Origin of the sequence: Acinetobacter sp. YH12241, assembly GCF_013417535.1 — a bacterium.
Classification (GTDB): domain Bacteria; phylum Pseudomonadota; class Gammaproteobacteria; order Pseudomonadales; family Moraxellaceae; genus Acinetobacter.
This window is the reverse complement of the sequence record NZ_VPDQ01000002.1, coordinates 190,210-209,647: the sequence shown is the minus strand read 5'-3', so window position 1 is coordinate 209,647 and position 19,438 is coordinate 190,210. Positions and strand designations below refer to the sequence as shown.

Annotated in this window: 20 protein-coding genes and 1 pseudogene; 5 read left to right on the top strand and 16 right to left on the bottom strand. The window is 40.1% G+C overall.

Annotation, left to right across the window (positions count from 1 at the left end; genetic code table 11):
* Positions 1–157 precede the first annotated feature (157 nt).
* The gene (locus FTV18_RS02520) at positions 158–835 is read right to left on the bottom strand and encodes a hypothetical protein (protein WP_180016640.1); all 678 of its coding nucleotides are present in this window, start codon (positions 833–835) and stop codon (positions 158–160) included.
* Between the two features lie 245 nt (positions 836–1,080).
* The gene (gene dusB / locus FTV18_RS02515) at positions 1,081–2,127 is read right to left on the bottom strand and encodes a tRNA dihydrouridine synthase DusB (RefSeq protein ID WP_180016641.1); all 1,047 of its coding nucleotides are present in this window, start codon (positions 2,125–2,127) and stop codon (positions 1,081–1,083) included.
* A gap of 102 nt (positions 2,128–2,229) precedes the next feature.
* Between dusB and FTV18_RS15800 the strand changes: the two are divergent.
* Positions 2,230–2,574, top strand: a pseudogene (locus tag FTV18_RS15800) (site-specific integrase); the annotation flags it as partial.
* Between the two features lie 963 nt (positions 2,575–3,537).
* On the opposite strand, the gene FTV18_RS15665 reads toward FTV18_RS15800, so the two are convergent.
* From FTV18_RS15665 to FTV18_RS02495, 5 genes are all read right to left on the bottom strand, one after another.
* On the bottom strand, positions 3,538–3,774 hold the full coding sequence (locus FTV18_RS15665; RefSeq protein ID WP_257229507.1) for a transposase family protein: 237 nt from the start codon (positions 3,772–3,774) through the stop codon (positions 3,538–3,540).
* A gap of 19 nt (positions 3,775–3,793) precedes the next feature.
* A complete protein-coding gene (locus FTV18_RS15840) occupies positions 3,794–4,009 on the bottom strand; it encodes a transposase (protein WP_373686943.1) in 216 nt (71 codons plus the stop codon).
* On the bottom strand, positions 3,957–4,352 hold the full coding sequence (locus FTV18_RS02505; RefSeq protein WP_008306679.1) for a transposase family protein: 396 nt from the start codon (positions 4,350–4,352) through the stop codon (positions 3,957–3,959). The genes FTV18_RS15840 and FTV18_RS02505 overlap by 53 nt, the downstream gene beginning before the upstream one ends.
* 243 nt (positions 4,353–4,595) lie before the next feature.
* Positions 4,596–5,066 (bottom strand): IS5/IS1182 family transposase, encoded by a 471-nt coding sequence (locus FTV18_RS02500; protein ID WP_032069767.1) that lies wholly within the window; start codon positions 5,064–5,066, stop codon positions 4,596–4,598.
* The gene (locus tag FTV18_RS02495; RefSeq protein WP_180016642.1) at positions 5,014–5,409 is read right to left on the bottom strand and encodes a transposase family protein; all 396 of its coding nucleotides are present in this window, start codon (positions 5,407–5,409) and stop codon (positions 5,014–5,016) included. The genes FTV18_RS02500 and FTV18_RS02495 overlap by 53 nt, the downstream gene beginning before the upstream one ends.
* Before the next feature lie 583 nt (positions 5,410–5,992).
* Between FTV18_RS02495 and FTV18_RS02490 the strand changes: the two genes are divergently transcribed.
* Positions 5,993–7,198, top strand: a complete 1,206-nt coding sequence (locus FTV18_RS02490; RefSeq protein WP_180016643.1) for a DUF1615 domain-containing protein — start codon at positions 5,993–5,995, stop codon at positions 7,196–7,198.
* Complete coding sequence (locus tag FTV18_RS02485) at positions 7,165–7,830, top strand: HAD family hydrolase (RefSeq protein ID WP_180016644.1); 666 nt, start codon at positions 7,165–7,167, stop codon at positions 7,828–7,830. Before FTV18_RS02490 ends, FTV18_RS02485 begins: the two co-directional genes overlap by 34 nt.
* A gap of 53 nt (positions 7,831–7,883) precedes the next feature.
* On the opposite strand, the gene FTV18_RS02480 is transcribed toward FTV18_RS02485, so the two are convergent.
* Together FTV18_RS02480 and FTV18_RS02475 are read right to left on the bottom strand one after the other, a co-directional pair.
* On the bottom strand, positions 7,884–8,978 hold the full coding sequence (locus FTV18_RS02480) for an acyl-CoA desaturase (protein ID WP_004786314.1): 1,095 nt from the start codon (positions 8,976–8,978) through the stop codon (positions 7,884–7,886).
* A gap of 14 nt (positions 8,979–8,992) precedes the next feature.
* Positions 8,993–10,057 (bottom strand): ferredoxin reductase, encoded by a 1,065-nt coding sequence (locus FTV18_RS02475; RefSeq protein ID WP_125279328.1) that lies wholly within the window; start codon positions 10,055–10,057, stop codon positions 8,993–8,995.
* A gap of 153 nt (positions 10,058–10,210) precedes the next feature.
* On the opposite strand from FTV18_RS02475, the gene fabR reads away from it, so the two are divergent.
* The gene (gene fabR / locus FTV18_RS02470) at positions 10,211–10,888 is read left to right on the top strand and encodes an HTH-type transcriptional repressor FabR (RefSeq protein ID WP_004786319.1); all 678 of its coding nucleotides are present in this window, start codon (positions 10,211–10,213) and stop codon (positions 10,886–10,888) included.
* A gap of 47 nt (positions 10,889–10,935) precedes the next feature.
* Here the strand turns inward: fabR and FTV18_RS02465 are convergent, their stop codons facing one another.
* The 5 genes from FTV18_RS02465 to FTV18_RS02445 all read right to left on the bottom strand — a co-directional run bounded on the left by FTV18_RS02465 (position 10,936) and on the right by FTV18_RS02445 (position 16,743).
* Positions 10,936–11,736, bottom strand: a complete 801-nt coding sequence (locus FTV18_RS02465) for an alpha/beta fold hydrolase (protein WP_034702914.1) — start codon at positions 11,734–11,736, stop codon at positions 10,936–10,938.
* A 128-nt stretch (positions 11,737–11,864) separates the two neighbouring features.
* Positions 11,865–12,131 carry a PAAR domain-containing protein gene (locus FTV18_RS02460; protein WP_180013129.1) on the bottom strand — a complete coding sequence of 89 codons (267 nt, stop codon included), beginning with the start codon at positions 12,129–12,131 and terminating at the stop codon, positions 11,865–11,867.
* A 145-nt stretch (positions 12,132–12,276) separates the two neighbouring features.
* Positions 12,277–15,114, bottom strand: coding sequence for an RNA polymerase-associated protein RapA (gene rapA / locus FTV18_RS02455; protein ID WP_180016645.1), 2,838 nt, complete (start codon positions 15,112–15,114; stop codon positions 12,277–12,279).
* Positions 15,115–15,257: 143 nt separating this feature from the next.
* Complete coding sequence (locus tag FTV18_RS02450; protein WP_306669877.1) at positions 15,258–15,854, bottom strand: RluA family pseudouridine synthase; 597 nt, start codon at positions 15,852–15,854, stop codon at positions 15,258–15,260.
* Between the two features lie 178 nt (positions 15,855–16,032).
* Entirely contained in the window at positions 16,033–16,743 is a 711-nt protein-coding gene (locus tag FTV18_RS02445; protein ID WP_180016647.1) for a phosphopantetheine-binding protein, read from the bottom strand.
* Between the two features lie 198 nt (positions 16,744–16,941).
* Between FTV18_RS02445 and FTV18_RS02440 the strand changes: the two genes are divergently transcribed.
* Positions 16,942–17,370: a hypothetical protein gene (locus FTV18_RS02440; protein WP_000877730.1), complete on the top strand. Its 429-nt coding sequence runs from the start codon at positions 16,942–16,944 to the stop codon at positions 17,368–17,370.
* Between the two features lie 217 nt (positions 17,371–17,587).
* Here FTV18_RS02440 and FTV18_RS02435 read toward each other — a convergent pair whose 3' ends face one another.
* Positions 17,588–18,004: a heme-binding protein gene (locus tag FTV18_RS02435; RefSeq protein ID WP_180016648.1), complete on the bottom strand. Its 417-nt coding sequence runs from the start codon at positions 18,002–18,004 to the stop codon at positions 17,588–17,590.
* A gap of 127 nt (positions 18,005–18,131) precedes the next feature.
* Positions 18,132–19,433: a glutamate-1-semialdehyde 2,1-aminomutase gene (hemL, locus tag FTV18_RS02430; protein WP_034706389.1), complete on the bottom strand. Its 1,302-nt coding sequence runs from the start codon at positions 19,431–19,433 to the stop codon at positions 18,132–18,134.
* Positions 19,434–19,438: the final 5 nt, after the last annotated feature.

Sequence of the window (19,438 nt, the reverse complement as noted above, 5' to 3'; positions counted from 1 at the left end):
TTACTGGAGAAATCTAGGAGGTATGTTTTGCCTGAGAGGAGGGTTAGAAGTTGCCCAAGAGTTGTGAAAGGTAAACCACTGAAATACCCAAGAAAATGCCAGTCAATTTCTTAACTGACTGGCATTACTCCACGGAGAGGTTTTTTATATCGATTCTTTAACGAGTCATACGATGCCAAGCATCTTTGATCGCAAATTTTGCTTCTTCCCAATTCAAACGGGATTCACCTTTTACCTGTTCCCATTTGGTTCGTAATTCAGGTTCGGCATGTTCGAAGTCAGTCTGACGGTCATATAGTGGACGGTTTTCATAACCCACTCGATAAGCACCACGATAGTCACGATCATAGTCGAGATCGCTGTAAGTAGTACGTGATTCGGTATAATACGGACGGTTGGTATGCTCATTTCTCCAGTAATCATCTTCCTGCTTAATCGTGTCCGGATGCTGATAATTATCTGCCTCTGGATGATTTTCTGGATGCTCATAGTTATCCGTTTGTTTCGGATGATCAGGTGAAGCAATATCATTCCCTGCAATACCGCCTACAACACCGCCAATGATACCGCCTACTACTGCCCCTGGAGGACCACCTACCAGACCGGCAGTCGCTCCAACTGCTGCCCCGCCTAAAGTACCTGCACTGGTAGCAAGTACATTATCCTCACCTTCATTCATATCTGGCACACGAGGATTATCTTTTTGAGGTGAATTTAAATCTGGTCGAGCACTGGCATCTGTTGCATCTTGATTTAATGCGTCACTACGTTCCTCTGGTAATTCAGTCGAGGTTTTATTGCCAAAGTCTGTAACTGGACGATTGGTATTTGTCATTATAGATCTCCCTTGATCATGAGAATGAACAAGATTGAATAAACATCTTGCCATGCTAGAAATTCAGCTTAGAGCAATTTCACGTAAACAATGTCTATGTCATGTCCAGTTTCAGTGAACTTAATATGCGGCTATGTTCACTACAGTCTTTAATGTAACGGAAGCATATAAAATTTTAGCTATAAGATAAAAAAGGTACTGTATTTACTACAGTACCTTTTGAAATAAGTAGGAAATCTATCTTTTTATTTAGTTTCTAACAGATTTACCTGATCTATTTGTACATCGCTCATGATATGTCCATGTTCCAGTAATCCATTAAAATAGTTTTCCACCACTTTATATTGATCGGCAGTGTTTTCTACTTGATACATATTTTGACGGAATTCATTACTCGAACGTAGTCCTTTGGTATACCAGGCAATATGCTTACGCGAAATACGGCAACCTGAATATTCACCATAAAATTCATAAAGCTCAGATAGATGTCCTAATAACACATCTTTCACTTCAGCAATACTTGGCGCAGCAAGATGCTCTCCAGTTTCTAAATAATGTGCAATTTCACGAAAAATCCAGGGACGTCCTTGTGCAGCACGGCCAATCATGATGGCATCTGCACCTGTATAGTCCAGTACATATTTGGCTTTCTCAGGGCTATCAATATCTCCGTTCGCAATCACGGGAATACTCAACATCCCTTTCACTTCCTTGATTAAGGAGTAACGTGCCGTATTGAGGTACATGTCTTCACGAGTACGACCATGTAATGCCAGCGCTGCAATCCCCGCGTCTTCAGCACGTTTTGCAACTCGCAGAATATTTTCATGACCGTTGAGATAGCCCAAACGGGTTTTTAAAGTCACAGGAACATCAACTGCAGCAACGACTGCATCTAAAATACGTGCAACCAGATCTTCATCCTTTAACAAGGCAGAACCGGCCAGCTTATTACAGACTTTCTTTGCTGGACAACCCATATTAATATCAACAATTTGTGCCCCATTTGCGACCTGATAGCGTGCTGCCTCAGCTAAGTCATGCGGATCAGAACCAGCAATCTGTGCTGAGATTGGTGCCAGCTCACCATCAAAATTCGCCCGATATAAGCTTTTTTTACTCATGCGCAAGGTCTTGTCAGAAGTCATCATTTCACTGACCGCATGACCCGCACCGAAGTACTTGCATAAGGTTCTAAATGGACGATCGGTGACACCTGCCATGGGAGCGACCCAAAGTTTCTTATCTATTGACCTATCAAACAATTCTGAAATTACATTATTTTTACTCAAAATCTTTAACCTCATTTAACTTCGTTTAGTCGCTCCGTATTGACTTTTAACGCTCTTTATTTGCAACCTATTTGCACCACTACATTTTTATGGTGCAAATTCATGGGCATGGTCACTAAGCGACAAACAAAAGACGGTACAACTCGGTATAGAGCTCAGATCCGTATATAACGTCAAGGCTACCCTGAATTTAAGCAATCCAAAACGTTCAGCAAAAAATCATTGGCTGAGGAATGAATCAAACGCACGGAAGCCGAGATTGAATTGCACCCTGAAAAAATATTGAACCCTGAGATGCAACTTAAGCACAAAACCCTTAGAGAACTCATATTTCAGTATTTGGATGAAGCGGACAGTTTTGCTAGGACAAAAACAGGAGCACTACAGCATATCGCTAGTTTAGATATTTCTAACAAGGATATCTATTCCTTAACCTATGAGTACTTCTAAATGATGGGATTTTGAAAGAAAAATGATGGGATTAAAGGATTATTCTTAGGGAGTTACTAATACTCATTCACCACCAGTAATTATAAGTATGTCAAAAGTACAAATTATATTTTTATTAATTTAAAAAACCTAACATGATGGAAAACTTGTTTACATTGAAATTAATGGTTTTTTAAACCAAAATTATACTTTTTAAGGGAAAAGTAAAAAATTAAAATAGATAAATTTATATTTTGATTCTCCAGTATAGCTACAGTGGTTGATCTTTAGAGCCTTTCACATTGTTGTTGAGTTCAATAACCTCCCACGACTTTCAAAATTTTTACAAGATCAAAATATAACCAAAAAACTTTAATACTTTAAATTAATATTAACATATATAGTTAAAAAAACATAAAAAATATTATTAAAATCAAATAAATATTTATACATCCAACTTAGGAAGTAAATCGTTATAAAGTTTAATGTGGTTAAGGTTCTTCATGATTCAAGTTTCCAGTAAATTTAAGAGCAATAGCTCTATTGATAAAAAAAACAGATCAATTTGTATTAAATATGTATATTTTCCGTTTAAAATAAGTTAACAATTAATTAATAATTCTGCTATTTTTCTCAACATAATTTGCAATATTGTGATTGAGTTCATGTCTAGATTGTTTTTTTTAGTAAGTTTTAATTTTTGGGTACTTTCCTGCATAATTTGTTTAGGGTTATCAATAGTTTTTAAAGATATTTTCTTCTTGGAAATTTCAGGACTGATTGCTCTAATTGCAATTTTAACTCACCTAGAAATTAAGCTAATCAAGAATGATCCTTTTCTTCAATAAAGTCTTTTTTAGAGGTTAATTTGTTTTTTGATTGTAATTTATACAATCTCTATTATAGATATTCGATTAAAAAATCAACTATAAGAAGGCCTCCTATAGGAGGCATTTTTATATAATAGACCTCTTTCATAAATCATTTTTTGCTCAGTTCCAAGTTGTAGATTCCAGCGACTAAACTGAATCTCAAACCAACCCTTTTACCTCTATTTCGATAACGCTCAGCAAGGATTTTGAAGGTTTTCAGGCTGCCAAATACATGCTCAATTCCGATTCTTCTTTTATTGATTTCTTGATTATAGATTTTCAATTCAGGATCCAATTTACAGTGTCTTTTGGCTTTTAATGGCAACAGGCTATTCGGATACAACACATAAATCCCCTGATAGCCTTTATCTGCAAGAATAAAAGCCCCAAAAGGAAATCTGATTTAAATTGCGTTTGAATAACTCGAAATCATGCACTGCACCGCGATTGGTACATAAACTCAGAATTTGCTGAGTTTTGTAGTGAATCATGGCCTGTACTTTGAAAGTGTGGGGCTTTTTCTTGCCGCTATAGCTTTTCTTCTGTTTTTTTAGGCCTTTGGATTGGAATTTCTGTGGCATCCACGATCACAACATTCCAATCGATGCCTTCGCCCTCGGGTAAATCTTTGGGTAAATTAAACAGATTGGACCGAATCAGGCAGTCTTCAACATGACGGACAATTCTTGAGGCTGTGGGCTCTGAAACCCCGTAACTCGTCGCAACGTGAAATAAGGTTCGGTATTCCCGCCAATAGCTCAGACAGAGCAGAACCTGATCCTCCAGGCTTAACTTGGGCGGTCTGCCTTTGGCAGAGACATGCTTCTGCAATTGCTCAACCATCAAATAGAAAGTTGACCATGAGATGCCTGTGTATCGCTTGAACTGAGGATCAGAAAGCTTGTTTGAATCGATGTATTTCATCCGCAGATTATGCACGAATGCTAAGAAATCCGGAGTGCAAATATCAATTAAAAAGAAGATCGTTTTTTGATTTATGAAAGAGATCTAATGAAATTAAATACATAAATTCAAAAGCATAAATATATACTTTTACTGAAATAAAAGATCACAAATATAAATTATTTAGATTAAAAAATTATTACTTAAACTTATAGTTCACATAAAATAATTAAATGAATTTTATTATTAGACCTCTTTCATAAATCATTTTTTGCTCAGTTCCAAGTTGTAGATTCCAGCGATTAAATTGAATCTCAAACCAAGCCTTTTACCTCTATTTCGATAACGCTCAGCAAGGATTTTGAAGGTTTTCAGGCTGCCAAATACATGCTCAATTCCGATTCTTCTTTTATTGATTTCTTGATTATAGATTTTCAATTCAGGATCCAATTTACAGTGTCTTTTGGCTTTTAATGGCAACAGGCTATTCGGATACAACACATAAATCCCCTGATAGCCTTTATCTGCAAGAATAAAAGCCCCAAAAGGAATCTGGTTTAAATTGCGTTTGAACAACTCGAAATCATGCACTGCACCGCGACTGGTACATAAACTCAGAATTTGCTGAGTTTTGTAGTGAATCATGGCCTGTACTTTAAAGGTATGGGTCTTTTTCTTACCGCTATAGCTTTTCTTCTGTTTTTTTAGGCCTTTGGATTGGAATTTCTGTGGCATCCACGATTACAACATTCCAGTCGATGCCTTCGCCCTTGGGTAAATCTTTGGATAAATTAAACAGATTGGACCGAATCAGGCAGTCTTCAACATGACGGACAATTCTTGAGGCTGTGGGCTCTGAAACCCCGTAACTCGTCGCAACATGAAATAAGGTTCGGTATTCCCGCCAATAGCTCAGACAGAGCAGAACCTGATCCTCCAGGCTTAACTTGGGCGGTCTGCCTTTGGCAGAGACATGTTTCTGCAATTGCTCAACCATCAAATAGAAAGTTGACCATGAGATGCCTGCGTATCGCTTGAACTGAGGATCAGAAAGCTTGTTTGAATCGATGTATTTCATCCGCAGATTATGCACGAATGCCAAGAAATCCAGAGTGCAAATATTAACCAAAAAGAAGATCGTTTTTTGATTTATGAAAGAGATCTATTATCTATCACAGCATTTATAACATATAATATTTATGTGATTTATCATCCATTTTAACAGGTTATTGTTAAATGAAACGTATTTTTATGTTTTTTTTGCTATTTATATCTTCTATTACTAGTTTAATCACGTTTAGTCTAGCTGGTTTAGCTAAAGATGTTTTTTTTCTGGAAATTGGTGTCTTATTTACCATCATTACCCTTCTAGTTTTTGCTGAGATTAGGTCATGGAAAAGTGACCCTTTCAGGGAGTAACATTAAAATTAGATATAGGCCCATATTTAGTGGGCTTTTTTTACAATAAATTTATTTATTAAATCCTATATCTTAGAATAAATTTTATTTTATAAATATGCTTTCATGGATTTTAGACATCTACGCTTGAGAAACTGACTATTAACTACAATGAATATAGATATAAATTCATCACTTTTCTGATGGGCATAGTATACTGCATCTGCCTTGTTCACTCATCTTTTCAATTTATTTACGACACCATGAACAAATATTTTGCTCAAGTTTTTTCTCTTAAGTCCGTATCCATACTTGCTTTATCTATTAGCCTTGTAGGGTGTGGCAATGGTTCATGGTGGTCAAATGATGAACCAACTCTTGAAGTTGAACATATTCGTAAAGCCATTCCAGGTCGTGTCAGCCAGCGTGAATCCTGGGCACAAGATATTTATGACATCACTGACCAGCTCGGTATTCCACAAACCAAAGAGAATATCTGTTCAATCGTGGCAGTTGTCGATCAGGAATCTAACTTTAATGCAGACCCGGTAGTTCCTGGTCTTGGTGAAAAAGCCGTTAAAGAAGTTCAGGAACGTCTGGAAGAAAAATTTAAAGATAAACTTGGTGAAAGTATCGGTGGAACAGTTGCAGGATATTTCCAGGATGTACTGAAAAACCAGCCAAGCCCAGAAGACAATTATCTAAGCCAGATGCGCCGGGTCAAAACCGAACGTCAATTAGATGAACTTTATCGTGAAATCTTTGATTACATGGCCAAGCATTATCATGTAAGTGCACTGACAGGTGCAGCCAAACTATTTGGACAAAATATTGGCGAAAAAATGAATCCGATTACAACTTTGGGTTCCATGCAGGTTCATATCAGCTATGCCAAGGAATATAAACGTCAAGGGGGCAGTATTGCTGATTTGCGTAGTGACCTGTATAGCCAGTATGGTGGACTGTATTATGGGATTCATCGATTGATGATGTACCCTGCGGATTATGAAAAACCGATTTATCGTTTTGCTGATTATAACTCTGGGATGTATTCCAGCCGTAATGCAGCATTCCAGAGCATGTTAAATAGCTTAACCGATGCCGAATTGAGCCTGGATGGCGATTTACTACTATATACTAAAGATGGCGCGATTCGCTCACAAAAGAGTCAATCTGAACGAGAGCTCATCAGCGTTTTTGCAAAAAATAATTTTATTATTACTGAACGTCAGATTCGGGCGGATTTAAAAAAAGAAAAAGTTAAAGATTTTGAAGATACTATAACTTATCGTGGCATCAGTAAACTTTATCAAGAAAAAACCGGTAAAGAGCCAATTTATGCAATGATGCCAGAAGTCGTGATCTCAGGCCCAAAATTGAGTCGTGAGTATAATACTAACTGGTTTGCCAGCCGTGTCGATGGTCGTTATCAAACATGCATGCGCCGCATCAAAAACATAAAACTCTAGCCTTATTTGATTTTGATGGAACCCTGTATCCTTATGACAGTTTTACAGGGTTCATTTTCTATGCTTTAAAGAAAAGGCAGATTTTAAAACGTGGCATTCGTATTCTGCCTTGGATTCAGGCTTACTATCTTAAGCTCTATCCTGCTCATGCAATGCGCCCAAAGCTGTATTACACCATGTTCAAAAATAGTCATGCGCATGAAATTCAGCAGCTTGCCGAAGAATATGCACAGCAGCTTGTTTTAAGATTAAATCCCAAGCTATTAAAGCAACTTAGACAACATCAGCAACTCGGGCATCAAGTCGTTCTCGTTTCTGCTTCACTGGATTTATATTTAAAACCGGTTTGTACTTATTTAGGCATTGACCTGATTTGTAGTGAAGTAGAAATTCTGACAGGCAAAATGACAGGTTTATACAACACACCTGATTGTAGTAAGGATCAGAAGAAAAGTAGAATCTTGGAAAAATATAATTTAGAAGATTATGCTGAAATTTATGCTTATGGAAATAGCGAAGAAGATGAGGCAATGTTATGCCTTGCACAGTATGCTTATCTGGAAGGACGAGATAAAGTACTTCCACTACTTGAAATGAATTTACCCGAGTCTGAGCTTAAAATAATTAATTAAACTGAGAATAATAAAAAACCGCTATGAATAGCGGTTTTTTATTGAAATCCATCTTACTTCTTAAACGGAAAAGCATATTTCACAATACGTTTAATTACGCTGCCATACTGTTTTACCAGACTAGCATTGTTATAGTTCAGACCATATTTTTTACATACCGCTTCTACCTTTGGCGCCATTTGACGATAACGGCGTGCAGGCACATCTGGATATAAGTGATGTTCAATCTGATGGCTTAAATGTCCAGTCAAAATATGAAACGCTTCTGAACCGGTTAAGTTTGAAGAACCACGAATCTGGCGCATATACCAGTGACCACGACTTTCATTTTCCATCACAGCTTTCGGAAACACTTCTACATCTTTAGTAAAGTGACCACAGAAAATAATACTGAAAGTCCAGATATTACGAAGGCCATTTGCCACCAGGTTACCTGTCAATACCGGTAATGCTGCAGGACCTGCAATCAACGGGAAGAATACATAATCTTTGAATAATTGCTTGCCAATTTTACGCTGCATTGGCTTCCATTCTTCAAGAGTTTGTTCTTTGGTTTTACGGCCTTTGAAGTATTTACCCAATTCAAGGTTTTGAATGGCTACGCCCCACTGGAATAACAAGCAAAATGGAATACTGTAAATTGGCTGTAATAAATAACCTGGTTTCCAGCGTTGCTCAGGGAACAAACGCAACAAGCCATAACCAATATCATCATCCATGCCTTTAATATTGGTATAGGTATGATGCTTGAAGTTATGGGTTTGACGCCAGTTGTCTGAAGTTCCGACAATATCCCACTCGTAGGTTTGGCCATTGAGCTTCGGATCATTCATCCAGTCATATTGACCGTGCATGACATTATGACCCAATTCCATATTTTCCATGATTTTGGCAAAGCCTAATAAGCCTGTACCCAACAACCATGCTGGCGGGAACCATCCTGCAAATAATAAGGCACGACCTGCAATCGATGAATAACGGATACTCGAATATACGCGACGGATATATTTGGCATCTTTTTCACCTAAATCATCCAGCACTTCCTGTTTGATGGCATCAAGCTCACGTGCAAGTTCATCTAGCTCAGACTGGGTCAGTTCACGGTTTTTAGGATTTTTAAAATACTGTAATTTTACTGGCATATTCATAGGATAAAACTCGCTTATAAGTCGATGACAAGGTCAGTCTGCGCTGAGTTAACACAAATTTTTAAAAGATTACCCGGCTCGGTATTTTGTGCGCCATTGACCAGATTCTTGGTTGAACCTTCCGCTTTATTACAGGCACATTTATTACAGATGCCCATACGACAGCCATGGGTCGGTCGGATATTCTGTTGTTCCAGACTCACCAGAATCGACTGGCCTTTAGGAATCGTGACGATTTTTTTTGATTGAGTCAGGGTTACATTGACAAAACCGGTATCAGCTTCATCATTCAGACTCATGCTGAACGCTTCACTTTTGAACAGTTTCGCTGAAGCAAACAGTCGTTCTGCAGTCGCAACAAAACCTGATGGTCCACATGCATAGACTGTACTTTGTTCCAATGCTTGCAATTGGTCTAGATAAGATTCATCAAGACGCGGTGCAGCCGGTTGTTCCTGAGTTGCAAATACCTGATAAGAAAAGTTTGAAAACTTTTGTGCCAGCTCTTCAAAACGCGCAATGAAAGCAGCATCCTGGTTTTTCTTAACCCAGTACCATAAAGTTACTGGTGCAACCAGTTCAGCTTTATCTTTTAAAGCTTCCAGCATACTCAGCATTGGGGTGATACCACTACCCGCAGCAAGCAAAAGCAATGGGCTGTCCTGTTCTGGCAAAGTCATGTCACCGAAAGGCTGACCGAATTCAATGATATCGCCGACTTCAGCCTGTTCAGCAAACCAGGTAGTAACTTTACCCGCATTCACTTTTTTAACCGTCAATAAAATATGCTGCTGATCAATACGGGTCAGACTATAGCTACGTTCATAACGAATGCCGTTCACCACCACAAATACAGGATGATGCTGGCCCGCCTGACCGAACTGGAATAAATGATTGACACGAATCGTCAGGCTCAGCATATCCTGCGCAGCATGTTCTTTGCGCACAATCTTGCCTAAGGGCTGATTCATTGACCATAAAGGATTTAATTTCTGCATCCAGAAATTAATCGCATATGGATCAATCACACTCTCTTTCAGCGTATTTAATGGCGTTTTAAGCTTTTCGAGTACAGGCATCGTTTTAGACATCACCTTGGATTTTTAATTATTATACACTTGTATATATATTTGTATATACATTTGTATTGTTTCTAATCATTTCACAAGCTGGACTGCCTTCGTTATAATGTGTTAATGCCTTTTACTAATCACCTCATGAATGAGCCTTCAATGAAAATAAGCAGTGACGCGTCTTTACCATCGAAAAGCATTGATGAGCCCATTATTGTCCGTAGTGTGGGCCGTAAAGCGACCATTACCAAGGAAGAACTGTTCCAGGCTGCTTTAAACCTGATCGGACCACAAAAAAGTATTTCATCTTTAAGCTTGCGTGAAGTTGCTCGTGAGGCTGGAATTGCTCCGAACAGTTTTTATCGTCATTTTAAAGATATCGATGAACTGGCGATTGAGCTGATTGATCGTGCCGGGATTGTGCTGCGTCAGATTCTCAATGAATCTCGTCTAAAAGCATCGAAACAGAACAGTATTATTCGTAGCTCTGTTGAAGTCTTTATTGCTCAGCTGGATGCTGATGAAGGCAATTTAAGCCTGTTGTTACGTGAAGGCTATACTGGTTCAAAATCTTATAAACAGGCAGTCGAACGCCAATTGAATTATTTCCAGCAGGAGCTTCAGGAAGACCTGATCCGTCTGGAACGACTAAATAATAAAAAATTATTTCATCCCGAGATTGCGGCCAGAGCGATTACCCAACTGGTATTTAATATGGGTGCCAATGTGATCGATATGGCACCTGAAGACCGTAAGGAAATTGCGGAACAGACCATGATCATGATTCGCATGATTCTGGAAGGTGCCCGTCATCTGGATCAATCTCAGATCCGTTAAGCCAGCTGAAAAAAAAGACTCTTAGTGAGTCTTTTTTATTACCAAGATTAAAGCTTATTCAATCTGGCTTTAACATGGTTTGCCGTCATTTCCGGATGCTCTAGTGGAAACATATGTCCGCCCTGCACCACCGAATAATGAATTTGGTAAACCTTATGCATGCCTTGTGGTAAACCTTGCTGATAAAACTGGCTGCGCTCTGCTGTGATTAAATGTATCGGAACCTGGGGTGGTTTTCTTGGTGTACGCCACCACCAAGCCGGTACAGTCCGGAAAATTTCTGCCTCAATCTGTTTGGGAATGGCTAAAGTTACCCCTCCACGCTCTTGATCAGGCACAATCCCGCTTTCGATATAATCCTGAAAACATTGCTCATCAAAATGCTTAAACAGACGATTCGATCTCAGCGCTTCAACGGCGTCCTGTTTAGATGGCCAGTAATCTTTACGTTTTAGGGTAATACCTGCCGGAGTGAAACGGTCAATACTTTTTAAGTTGAGCTTTTTCACGACTTCAAACAGTGCACTGTTTTTACCAATCACGAAAGGTGGATCCATGATCACCAGTTTGGAAAATAAATCCGGACGTTGATAGGCTGCCATTAAAGTTATCAAACCACCAAATGAATGTCCCAGCCCAATCACCTTTTGATCCGGAGATTGCTGCTGGATATCCTGTATCACTTCATTTACTAGATAACGCCAGTCTTTGGTAATTGGATAGGCTGGATTCATCCCGATCAGCGGAATTGCCTTGACCTGATATTCATCCTGAAAATAATTTAAAAACTTGCGATAGCTTGCCGATGGAATGCCATTGGCATGAGTAAAATGCAAAACCTGTTTCATTATTTTCTTTGATCATTTCTTTATAAAGTCTGAAAGAAGCTTAATATTGAAATGCAAAATTCTACAGAACCAAATTCATCAATCTATGACCTTTAAGTCACTATGAACTCATGTCTGGATATAGATGATTATTTTTTGGAAATAGTCAGGTTTTGCATCGGCAAAAAAGTGGCTCCACAACTGGCTTTATCTCCAGCAATGATTACAGCCCTGCCTTTGACTATTGTAGATAAATCACTAGCAATAGCTGTCACGGTAGTTTGGCACTTGGGACAGTAATGCTTCATGCCATTCAGATGCACCGCCATGCCATTAATTAAAAAAGAGTTTTCACATTCAGTGACCATACCGCCATGGCTGGTTTTCGCGCCAACAGTAATCAGTGCTTTGGACATAGTATTTATTTCTTATTCTTAGAGGTGCTGATTTTAAACAATACAGAAAATATCAGCTAGCACAGCCCGACCAAAAGCTCAATCATGACTTTAATTCCAGCCATAAAAAAGCAGCCCGAAAGCTGCTTTCATAATTCATTAGATCTTATGGCTTAACCACGACCATTACTTGAATCGCTTCAGGTGTTACAGATAAACCTTCTAACAAACTCAAACCTTCTTTCTGCAATTTCTGTAAACGTGCGATTTCATCTTCACGGATACTTGGGTTGAACTGTTTTAAGTAAGTCAGACGGTCAATTTCATACTGCCATTTATTACCATATACTTCTTTAGCCTGCTGCTTGAAGTTTGGCAATGCTGAACGAGCCAATTCCAATGCTTGTTGATAACGCGCTTCAATTACTTCACGGCGCGCTTTCACTACCTGACGGCAGCTATTGCCATCTAAATGATGTAGATATGGTTTCAGGATTTCAGGCGCAATCTTCTGAGACAGATCCTGACCTTTTTCACTCAGCAATACACGGATCAGCTGCTGTGGCAAGCTTGACGGTAAGTTCAGTGCTTTTGGTGCAACCACATCAACCTTGAACCACACTTCCATCAATACAGAACCTTGTGGCAATGCTGCAGACTTTAAGACCGCAACGTTGGTACTACCAAAGCCCTGAGTATTGATCATTTCCATCACGCTTTCAGTGAATGGATGCTCTAAAGTTAGATATTGAGCATCTTCACGGATCTGAGCCTGGTCACGATAGAAGGTGGCTGTCATACCCTCTTCATCCAGGGTCAAACCTTGTACCTGCATCTGATCCGTTGGCTTGATGATCACCGTACCATTGCTTTGCTCATCAAAGTCGATATTGGTCGATGCCATAAAACGCTTCATGAACATTGGCAAGGTGGTATTGTCATCATAGTCTTCAAGCGCATTAACAATTTCCTGTGCCACGACGGGACGGCAAGAATTGTACTCAAGCAGACGGTCACGACCTTCCTGCAACTCGGCTTCAAGCGCTTCACGTTGTACGCTAACTTCTTCCAGCAGATCTTCAAATTCCTGACCTTTATCTGCCAGCAAGCAATCTTTCAGGGCAACAATAAAGTTTTCTTGCAGCGTTTGCGCCGTTGGAGAAATGTTGCTGAAAATATTCAGCGCTTCGTTATACCAACGGAACATACGCTCCTGCGCAGTACCCACCAGATAAGGCACATGAATCTGGATACGGTTTTCCTGACCGATACGATCCAGACGACCAATACGCTGTTCCAAAACATCCGGATTGGCCGGTAAGTCAAACAGGATCAAGTCTGATGCAAACTGAAAGTTACGGCCTTCTGAACCGATTTCAGAACATAACAGAATCTGTGCACCATAAGATTCTTCAGCAAAATAAGCTGCTGCCTGGTCACGTTCCAAAAGACTCATGCCTTCATGGAACATGGCAGTACGGATACCTGCATGCAGACGTAATACATTTTCCAGTGCTTCAACCACTGGACCACTACGGGCAATCAGTAATACTTTTTTGTGTTTCAGATCAGTACGCAGCTTTTCCATCAACCACATTACACGCGGATCGGTTTCCATCCACGAGCCATCAAGTTGAGATTCTTCCGGCCACATCTGTTCACGTAGTTTGCCATCTTTAGACCAGTTTTCTGGCGCTGGCAATGGTGCTGGCTGACAGTCACGACCCGGGAAGCCCTGAATCGCTTCACGTGTGTTACGAAACAGGATACGACCCGTACCATGACGGTCTAGCAATTCATGAATGGCACGGAAACGTTGCTCTGGGGTATCTTCAATCGCATGACCAAGCAGGCTTTCAATCGCAGTGAAATGCTCAGCTTCCAGTGGAAGGTCTGACATCAGTACTTCAGCGATTTTAGCGGTATGCTGATATTGCTCTTCTTCATCTAGGAAACGATCCAATGAACTGAAACGTTGCGGATCAAGTAAACGTAGACGTGCAAAGTGAGATTCTACACCGAGCTGTTCTGGTGTTGCAGTCAATAACAATACGCCCGGTGTTTTCTCTGCCAGCTCTTCGATCAGATCATAACGGTCATTGCCGCCTTCTTCCTCAGACCACATCAGGTGATGCGCTTCATCGACAACCAACAGGTCAAAGCCCGCTTCAATCGCCTGTTCGCGTAGATCTTCGTGATCCACCATCAAGTCCACAGAAGCGATAATGCGCTGCTCAGTCAGGAACGGATTTAGATCAGGATCATGCTCTTTGATCGATGCAGTACGAGCCAAATCAAATAGGGAGAATTCAAGATTGAAACGACGGCGCATCTCAATCATCCACTGATATTGCAGTGAATCCGGGACCAAGATCAGAATACGTTCAGAACGGCCAGTTTTAAGTTGCTGATGAATGATCAGACCTGCTTCGATGGTTTTACCCAAGCCTACTTCATCGGCCAGTAAAACACGCGGCGCGAAACGCTGACCGACTTCATGTGCGATATACAACTGGTGTGGAATCAGACCCACACGCGAACCGACCAAGCCACGCAATGGACTGGTTTGCATATTGGCTTGCATGAGCAAGGCTTCAATACGCAGGTCATACCACTCTTTATAGTCAATCTGGCTAGCCAGTAAACGATCTAAAGGTTTAGACAACTGGATCGTTGCACCTACACGGGTTTCATTTAAAGCTTTACGTTCTTCTGTACCATCTTCAAGAGTACGAACCACGTGATAACGCACTACACCATTGCGGTCTTCAACTGACTCAACGGTCCAGATCGTACCTTCCTGATCTTGCAGTTCGTCATTCGCATTGAATACGATACGAGATAAGGGTGCGTTACTGCGAGCATAGACGCGAGTTTCATCGCTTTTTGGGAATAAAATGCTGACCGATCGCTCATCAACATCAATGAGAACCCCTAAACCGAGTTCTGTTTCAGTATCTGATAACCAACGTTGACCAATAGCAAATTGCTGCAATTTTTCCACCTTTATCTTAAGTACAAGATTATGAATATCAGGCTCAATCACGAAACGTCATTTGAGCAAAATTTCACACCTTCAAGCAATGTATTTTGACATAAAGCCCACTAAAAAGTGAGCATAATTCACGTCGATTAAACAAGTATTTCCTAGAATTCAGCCGGACAATTAAATTCAATTAACTGTTGTGTTTTAGGATGATAAAAACTTAAACGCTCGGCATGTAAGCATAGACGCGGACTAAGCTGTTGCTGCTCTGGCGTTGCATACAAGGTATCGCCAATAATCGGATGCCCGAGATATTGCATATGTACACGGAGCTGATGTGAACGACCGGTAATCGGAGTCAGTTTCACCCGAGTCACAGCTTGCCTCTGAATTTCAAAATGTTCGATGGCCTGCCATTCTGTAATTGCCGGCTTATTATGATTCGGTTCAGCAATATGCAGTGGTGGACGGCTTGGATCGTAAATGACAGGCACATCAACTGTACCCTTGCCTTCTAATGTTCCAGCCACGATGGCTTGATAGGTTTTATCGGTTTGGCGTTCCTGGAACTGGCGGGAGATGGATTTTTGCCCTTCACGGCTTAAGGCAAATACTAAAATACCGGAAGTGTCTCGATCCAGACGATGGATCAGCAAAGTTTTAGGTTCTAATTTGATGAGGCGATTGATCAGGCAATCTTGTAAATCTTCTGTTTTACCGGGCACTGTGAGTAAGCCTGCAGGCTTATGGATGACCATAAAATCTTCATCACGATGTATCAGATGTTCGGTTAGAAAATTACTCAAAGTTCAATCCCACGCTGATCGCGAAAAACAAGGCGGCCATAATAGAAAGCTTGAGTGATAATTACAATGCGCATTTATGTAAATGGCGATGAAATTTCCGATTATTTTAAGAAAATTACCCAATTACCGATTATCGACGTGCAGATTGCATTACAAAGCTCGCTAAATCATGTAATGACGAGTGTTCCAGCACATCTTCATAACGCAGATCAGCACCATGCGCACGCCATGTGCCAACCAGACTGACTACTGCTACAGAGTCCAGTCCATACTGCTTTAAATCAGCATAAGGATCAATTTCCAGCGCATCCATATCCAGCTGTTCAGCTACTGCCAACATGATGCCTTTAGTTGACAATACATATTCTGACGGCGCACTTAAGTTCCATAATCGGGTCAGACTATAGCTGTTCATATGATGCAAAGCTTGTGCCGATATATTCTCAATCCACTGGATATGCTGTTCCTGACTAGGCATCAAAATTGCATCATTAATTATGCAAATTTGTTCTGTCACACTTTGCAGATGTGGCAAGATCTGTTTCAGCATCGGTGTGATTTGTCCGGCAAAAATCAGTTGTGGATGAGTTGAAGCATATTCTCCAAGTTGCTGCATACCTTGCATTAAATCATCGCCATACAAATCAACGATTGGAATATCGAGTGCTTTGGCTTTATTACTGATCTGGATCAGATGAGTTATCAGGTCGCTGTCTTGTATGCCCTGCTGCATACGCAAGTTTTGCAATCCGACTAAAACCAAAACAGATTCATTTGATGTAAGCTGCCATTTGGCTTGAGATGGCGCGAGTTGGATTTTTTTGGGCATGGGGTACAGCATGGGAGGCTCTTATAAATACAAAATAGCATGATGATTCATGCTATTTTAGTTTAGCATCGATTTGAAAAACACTTTGATTTTACAGACGTTTATTGTTCTAATTTCGTATAACCACCATTATGTTAAATAGAATCAAAAAACCTCCAATAAAATCGTTATAATATTATTATTTATTGAGTAGATAAGAGAATTAAATTAGTGAAATACTCAAATGAAAAAATAGTAAAAGCTCTCTTACTTTCTCCTTTACCACTACTTTTTTTCACAGCAGTCCTGTTTATCGTAATGAATCAGGAATACAGCCTATACTCGATTTTAGTGGTTCTTGTAGGGCACGGTCTTGTCTACTTGGCTTATTGTATTTTGACTGTACCTTTCAGCTTCATATTCTCAATTCTTTTAAATCGTTATAACAGTCTTAATTTATTAACTATCTGTATTGCCTCTATAATTATTGCTACTCCATTTTTTATTCTTTTTGGATGGAGTCACACAGGAGAAATTTCGAAAGAGTGGTGGAAGATGTATACAGATACATGGACTATCTTTATGGCTCTATTTCCTGGCTTATGTTATTGGCTATTTCTGATTAACCTAAAAGATAAGAAATCAAAGAATATTGAATAAACCATTGCATAGAGATTCTTAAATTTCCCTAAAATTAACATAATACACCTTATACGAAATCATTTTGATTTCCTTTTTAAATCATAACTTTATTGTATATAGACAAGCCCTCTCATTAGCGATTGGGCTTTTTAGTTGATATTTCACGTTCCACGCTTCATTTTGGAACATCGTTGGATGATTTTATTAAATTGAGCTGATCAATTTCTATTTTGGATTAGCTTTGCTTAGCCAAAAACTTTTCAATCGCCTGCTGTGCAATCTCCGCATCCTGGAAAGACTTCACTCCAGAAACACCCATCGCACCAACTAACTGACCTTGATACATAATCGGTTCACCACCTTCCAGCATACCTGAGAAAGTATCCATGGTCAGAAAGCCCATTTGACCGCCTTTGATAATATCTTCAAACAGTTTGGATGGGCGGCGACTAATGGCAGAACAACGTGCTTTTTCCAGACACAGGTTTGCTGTCATCGGTGAAGCACCATCCATACGCTTCATTGCCAGCAAATTGCCAGTTTCATCAACTACAGCAATACTGACATTAAAGCCATTTTCTAGCGCATATTCATAGGCCTGATTTAATAAAAACTCAGCATCGCTTAAGGTCAGATAATGTTTGGTTTTCATTCAACTATCCAATTTCTAATTTATCAATTTCAAATCTTTGCGGTCTAATTAAAAGAATAAAATAAGCCCGAACGAATTCGGGCTTATGTTCCCTCTCCTTTTAGGAGAGGGTTAGGGAGAGGTTGTATTACCCTTTCATTTCAGCAAAAGTTTCTTTAGCCGCTTGAATCGTAAATTCAATATCTTCATCACTATGCGCAGCTGAAATAAATCCTGCTTCAAATGCAGATGGAGCCAGGTTCACACCACGACTTAACATGCCATGGAAGAATTTCTTGAAAGCTTCTACGTCACATTTCAGCATTGAATCAAAGCTGGTGATGTCTTCTTGATCAGTGAAGTACAGGCCAAACATGCCGCCCACTTGCTGGGTCTTGAATGGAATACCGGCTTCATCCGCAGCTGCTTGTAAACCTGCAAGAAGTTTTTCAAGTTGAGCAGTCAGTTTTTCATAAAAACCTGGCTCACGCAGATGTTTAAACATCTCGATCCCGGCACGCATTGCTAGCGGGTTACCGGACAAAGTACCTGCCTGATACACGTTACCTAGTGGCGCGATGCATTCCATCACTTCACGCTTACCGCCAAAAGCACCGACTGGCAGCCCCGCACCAATAATTTTACCCAAAGTCGTTAAATCAGGAGTTACGCCATAATGTGCCTGAGCACCACCTAGACCGACACGGAAACCTGTCATCACTTCATCAATGATGAAGACTGAACCATGTTCATCACAGACATCACGTATCGCTTGCAGGAAACCATCAATCGGTTTCACCAGATTCATGTTTCCTGCTACTGGCTCTACAATTACACCGGCAATTTCTGAACCGAACTTGGCAAAGCATTCTTTTAAAGTGGCGATGTCGTTATAAGGAAGAGTTAAAGTATGTTTGGCAAAATCAGCAGGTACACCCGCAGAAGTCGCTTCACCTTCGCCTTTAGTTAACAAGCCAGAACCTGCTTTTACCAGCAACGAGTCAGAGTGACCGTGATAACAACCTTCAAATTTTACGATCTTGTCACGACCAGTATAACCACGTGCCAGACGAATCGCAGTCATGGTCGCTTCAGTACCAGAATTCGTCATACGTACCAATTCAATGGATGGCATGATGTCGCAAATGATATCTGCCAAAGTGGTTTCATGCACGGTTGGTGCACCAAAGCTTAAACCATCAACAGCTGCATCTTGCACCGCTTTAATGATTGATGGATGCGCATGACCCAGAATCATTGGGCCCCATGAACCCACATAGTCCACATAGCGCTTGCCATCGACATCGTACAGATAAGCACCTTGTGCTTTCTCGATAAAGATAGGCGTACCACCCACGCCATTGAAAGCACGTACAGGTGAGTTAACACCACCCGGAATATGTTTATTGGCTTGTTTAAATAGTTGTTCTTGCTTTGGAGATAAACTCATGAGAA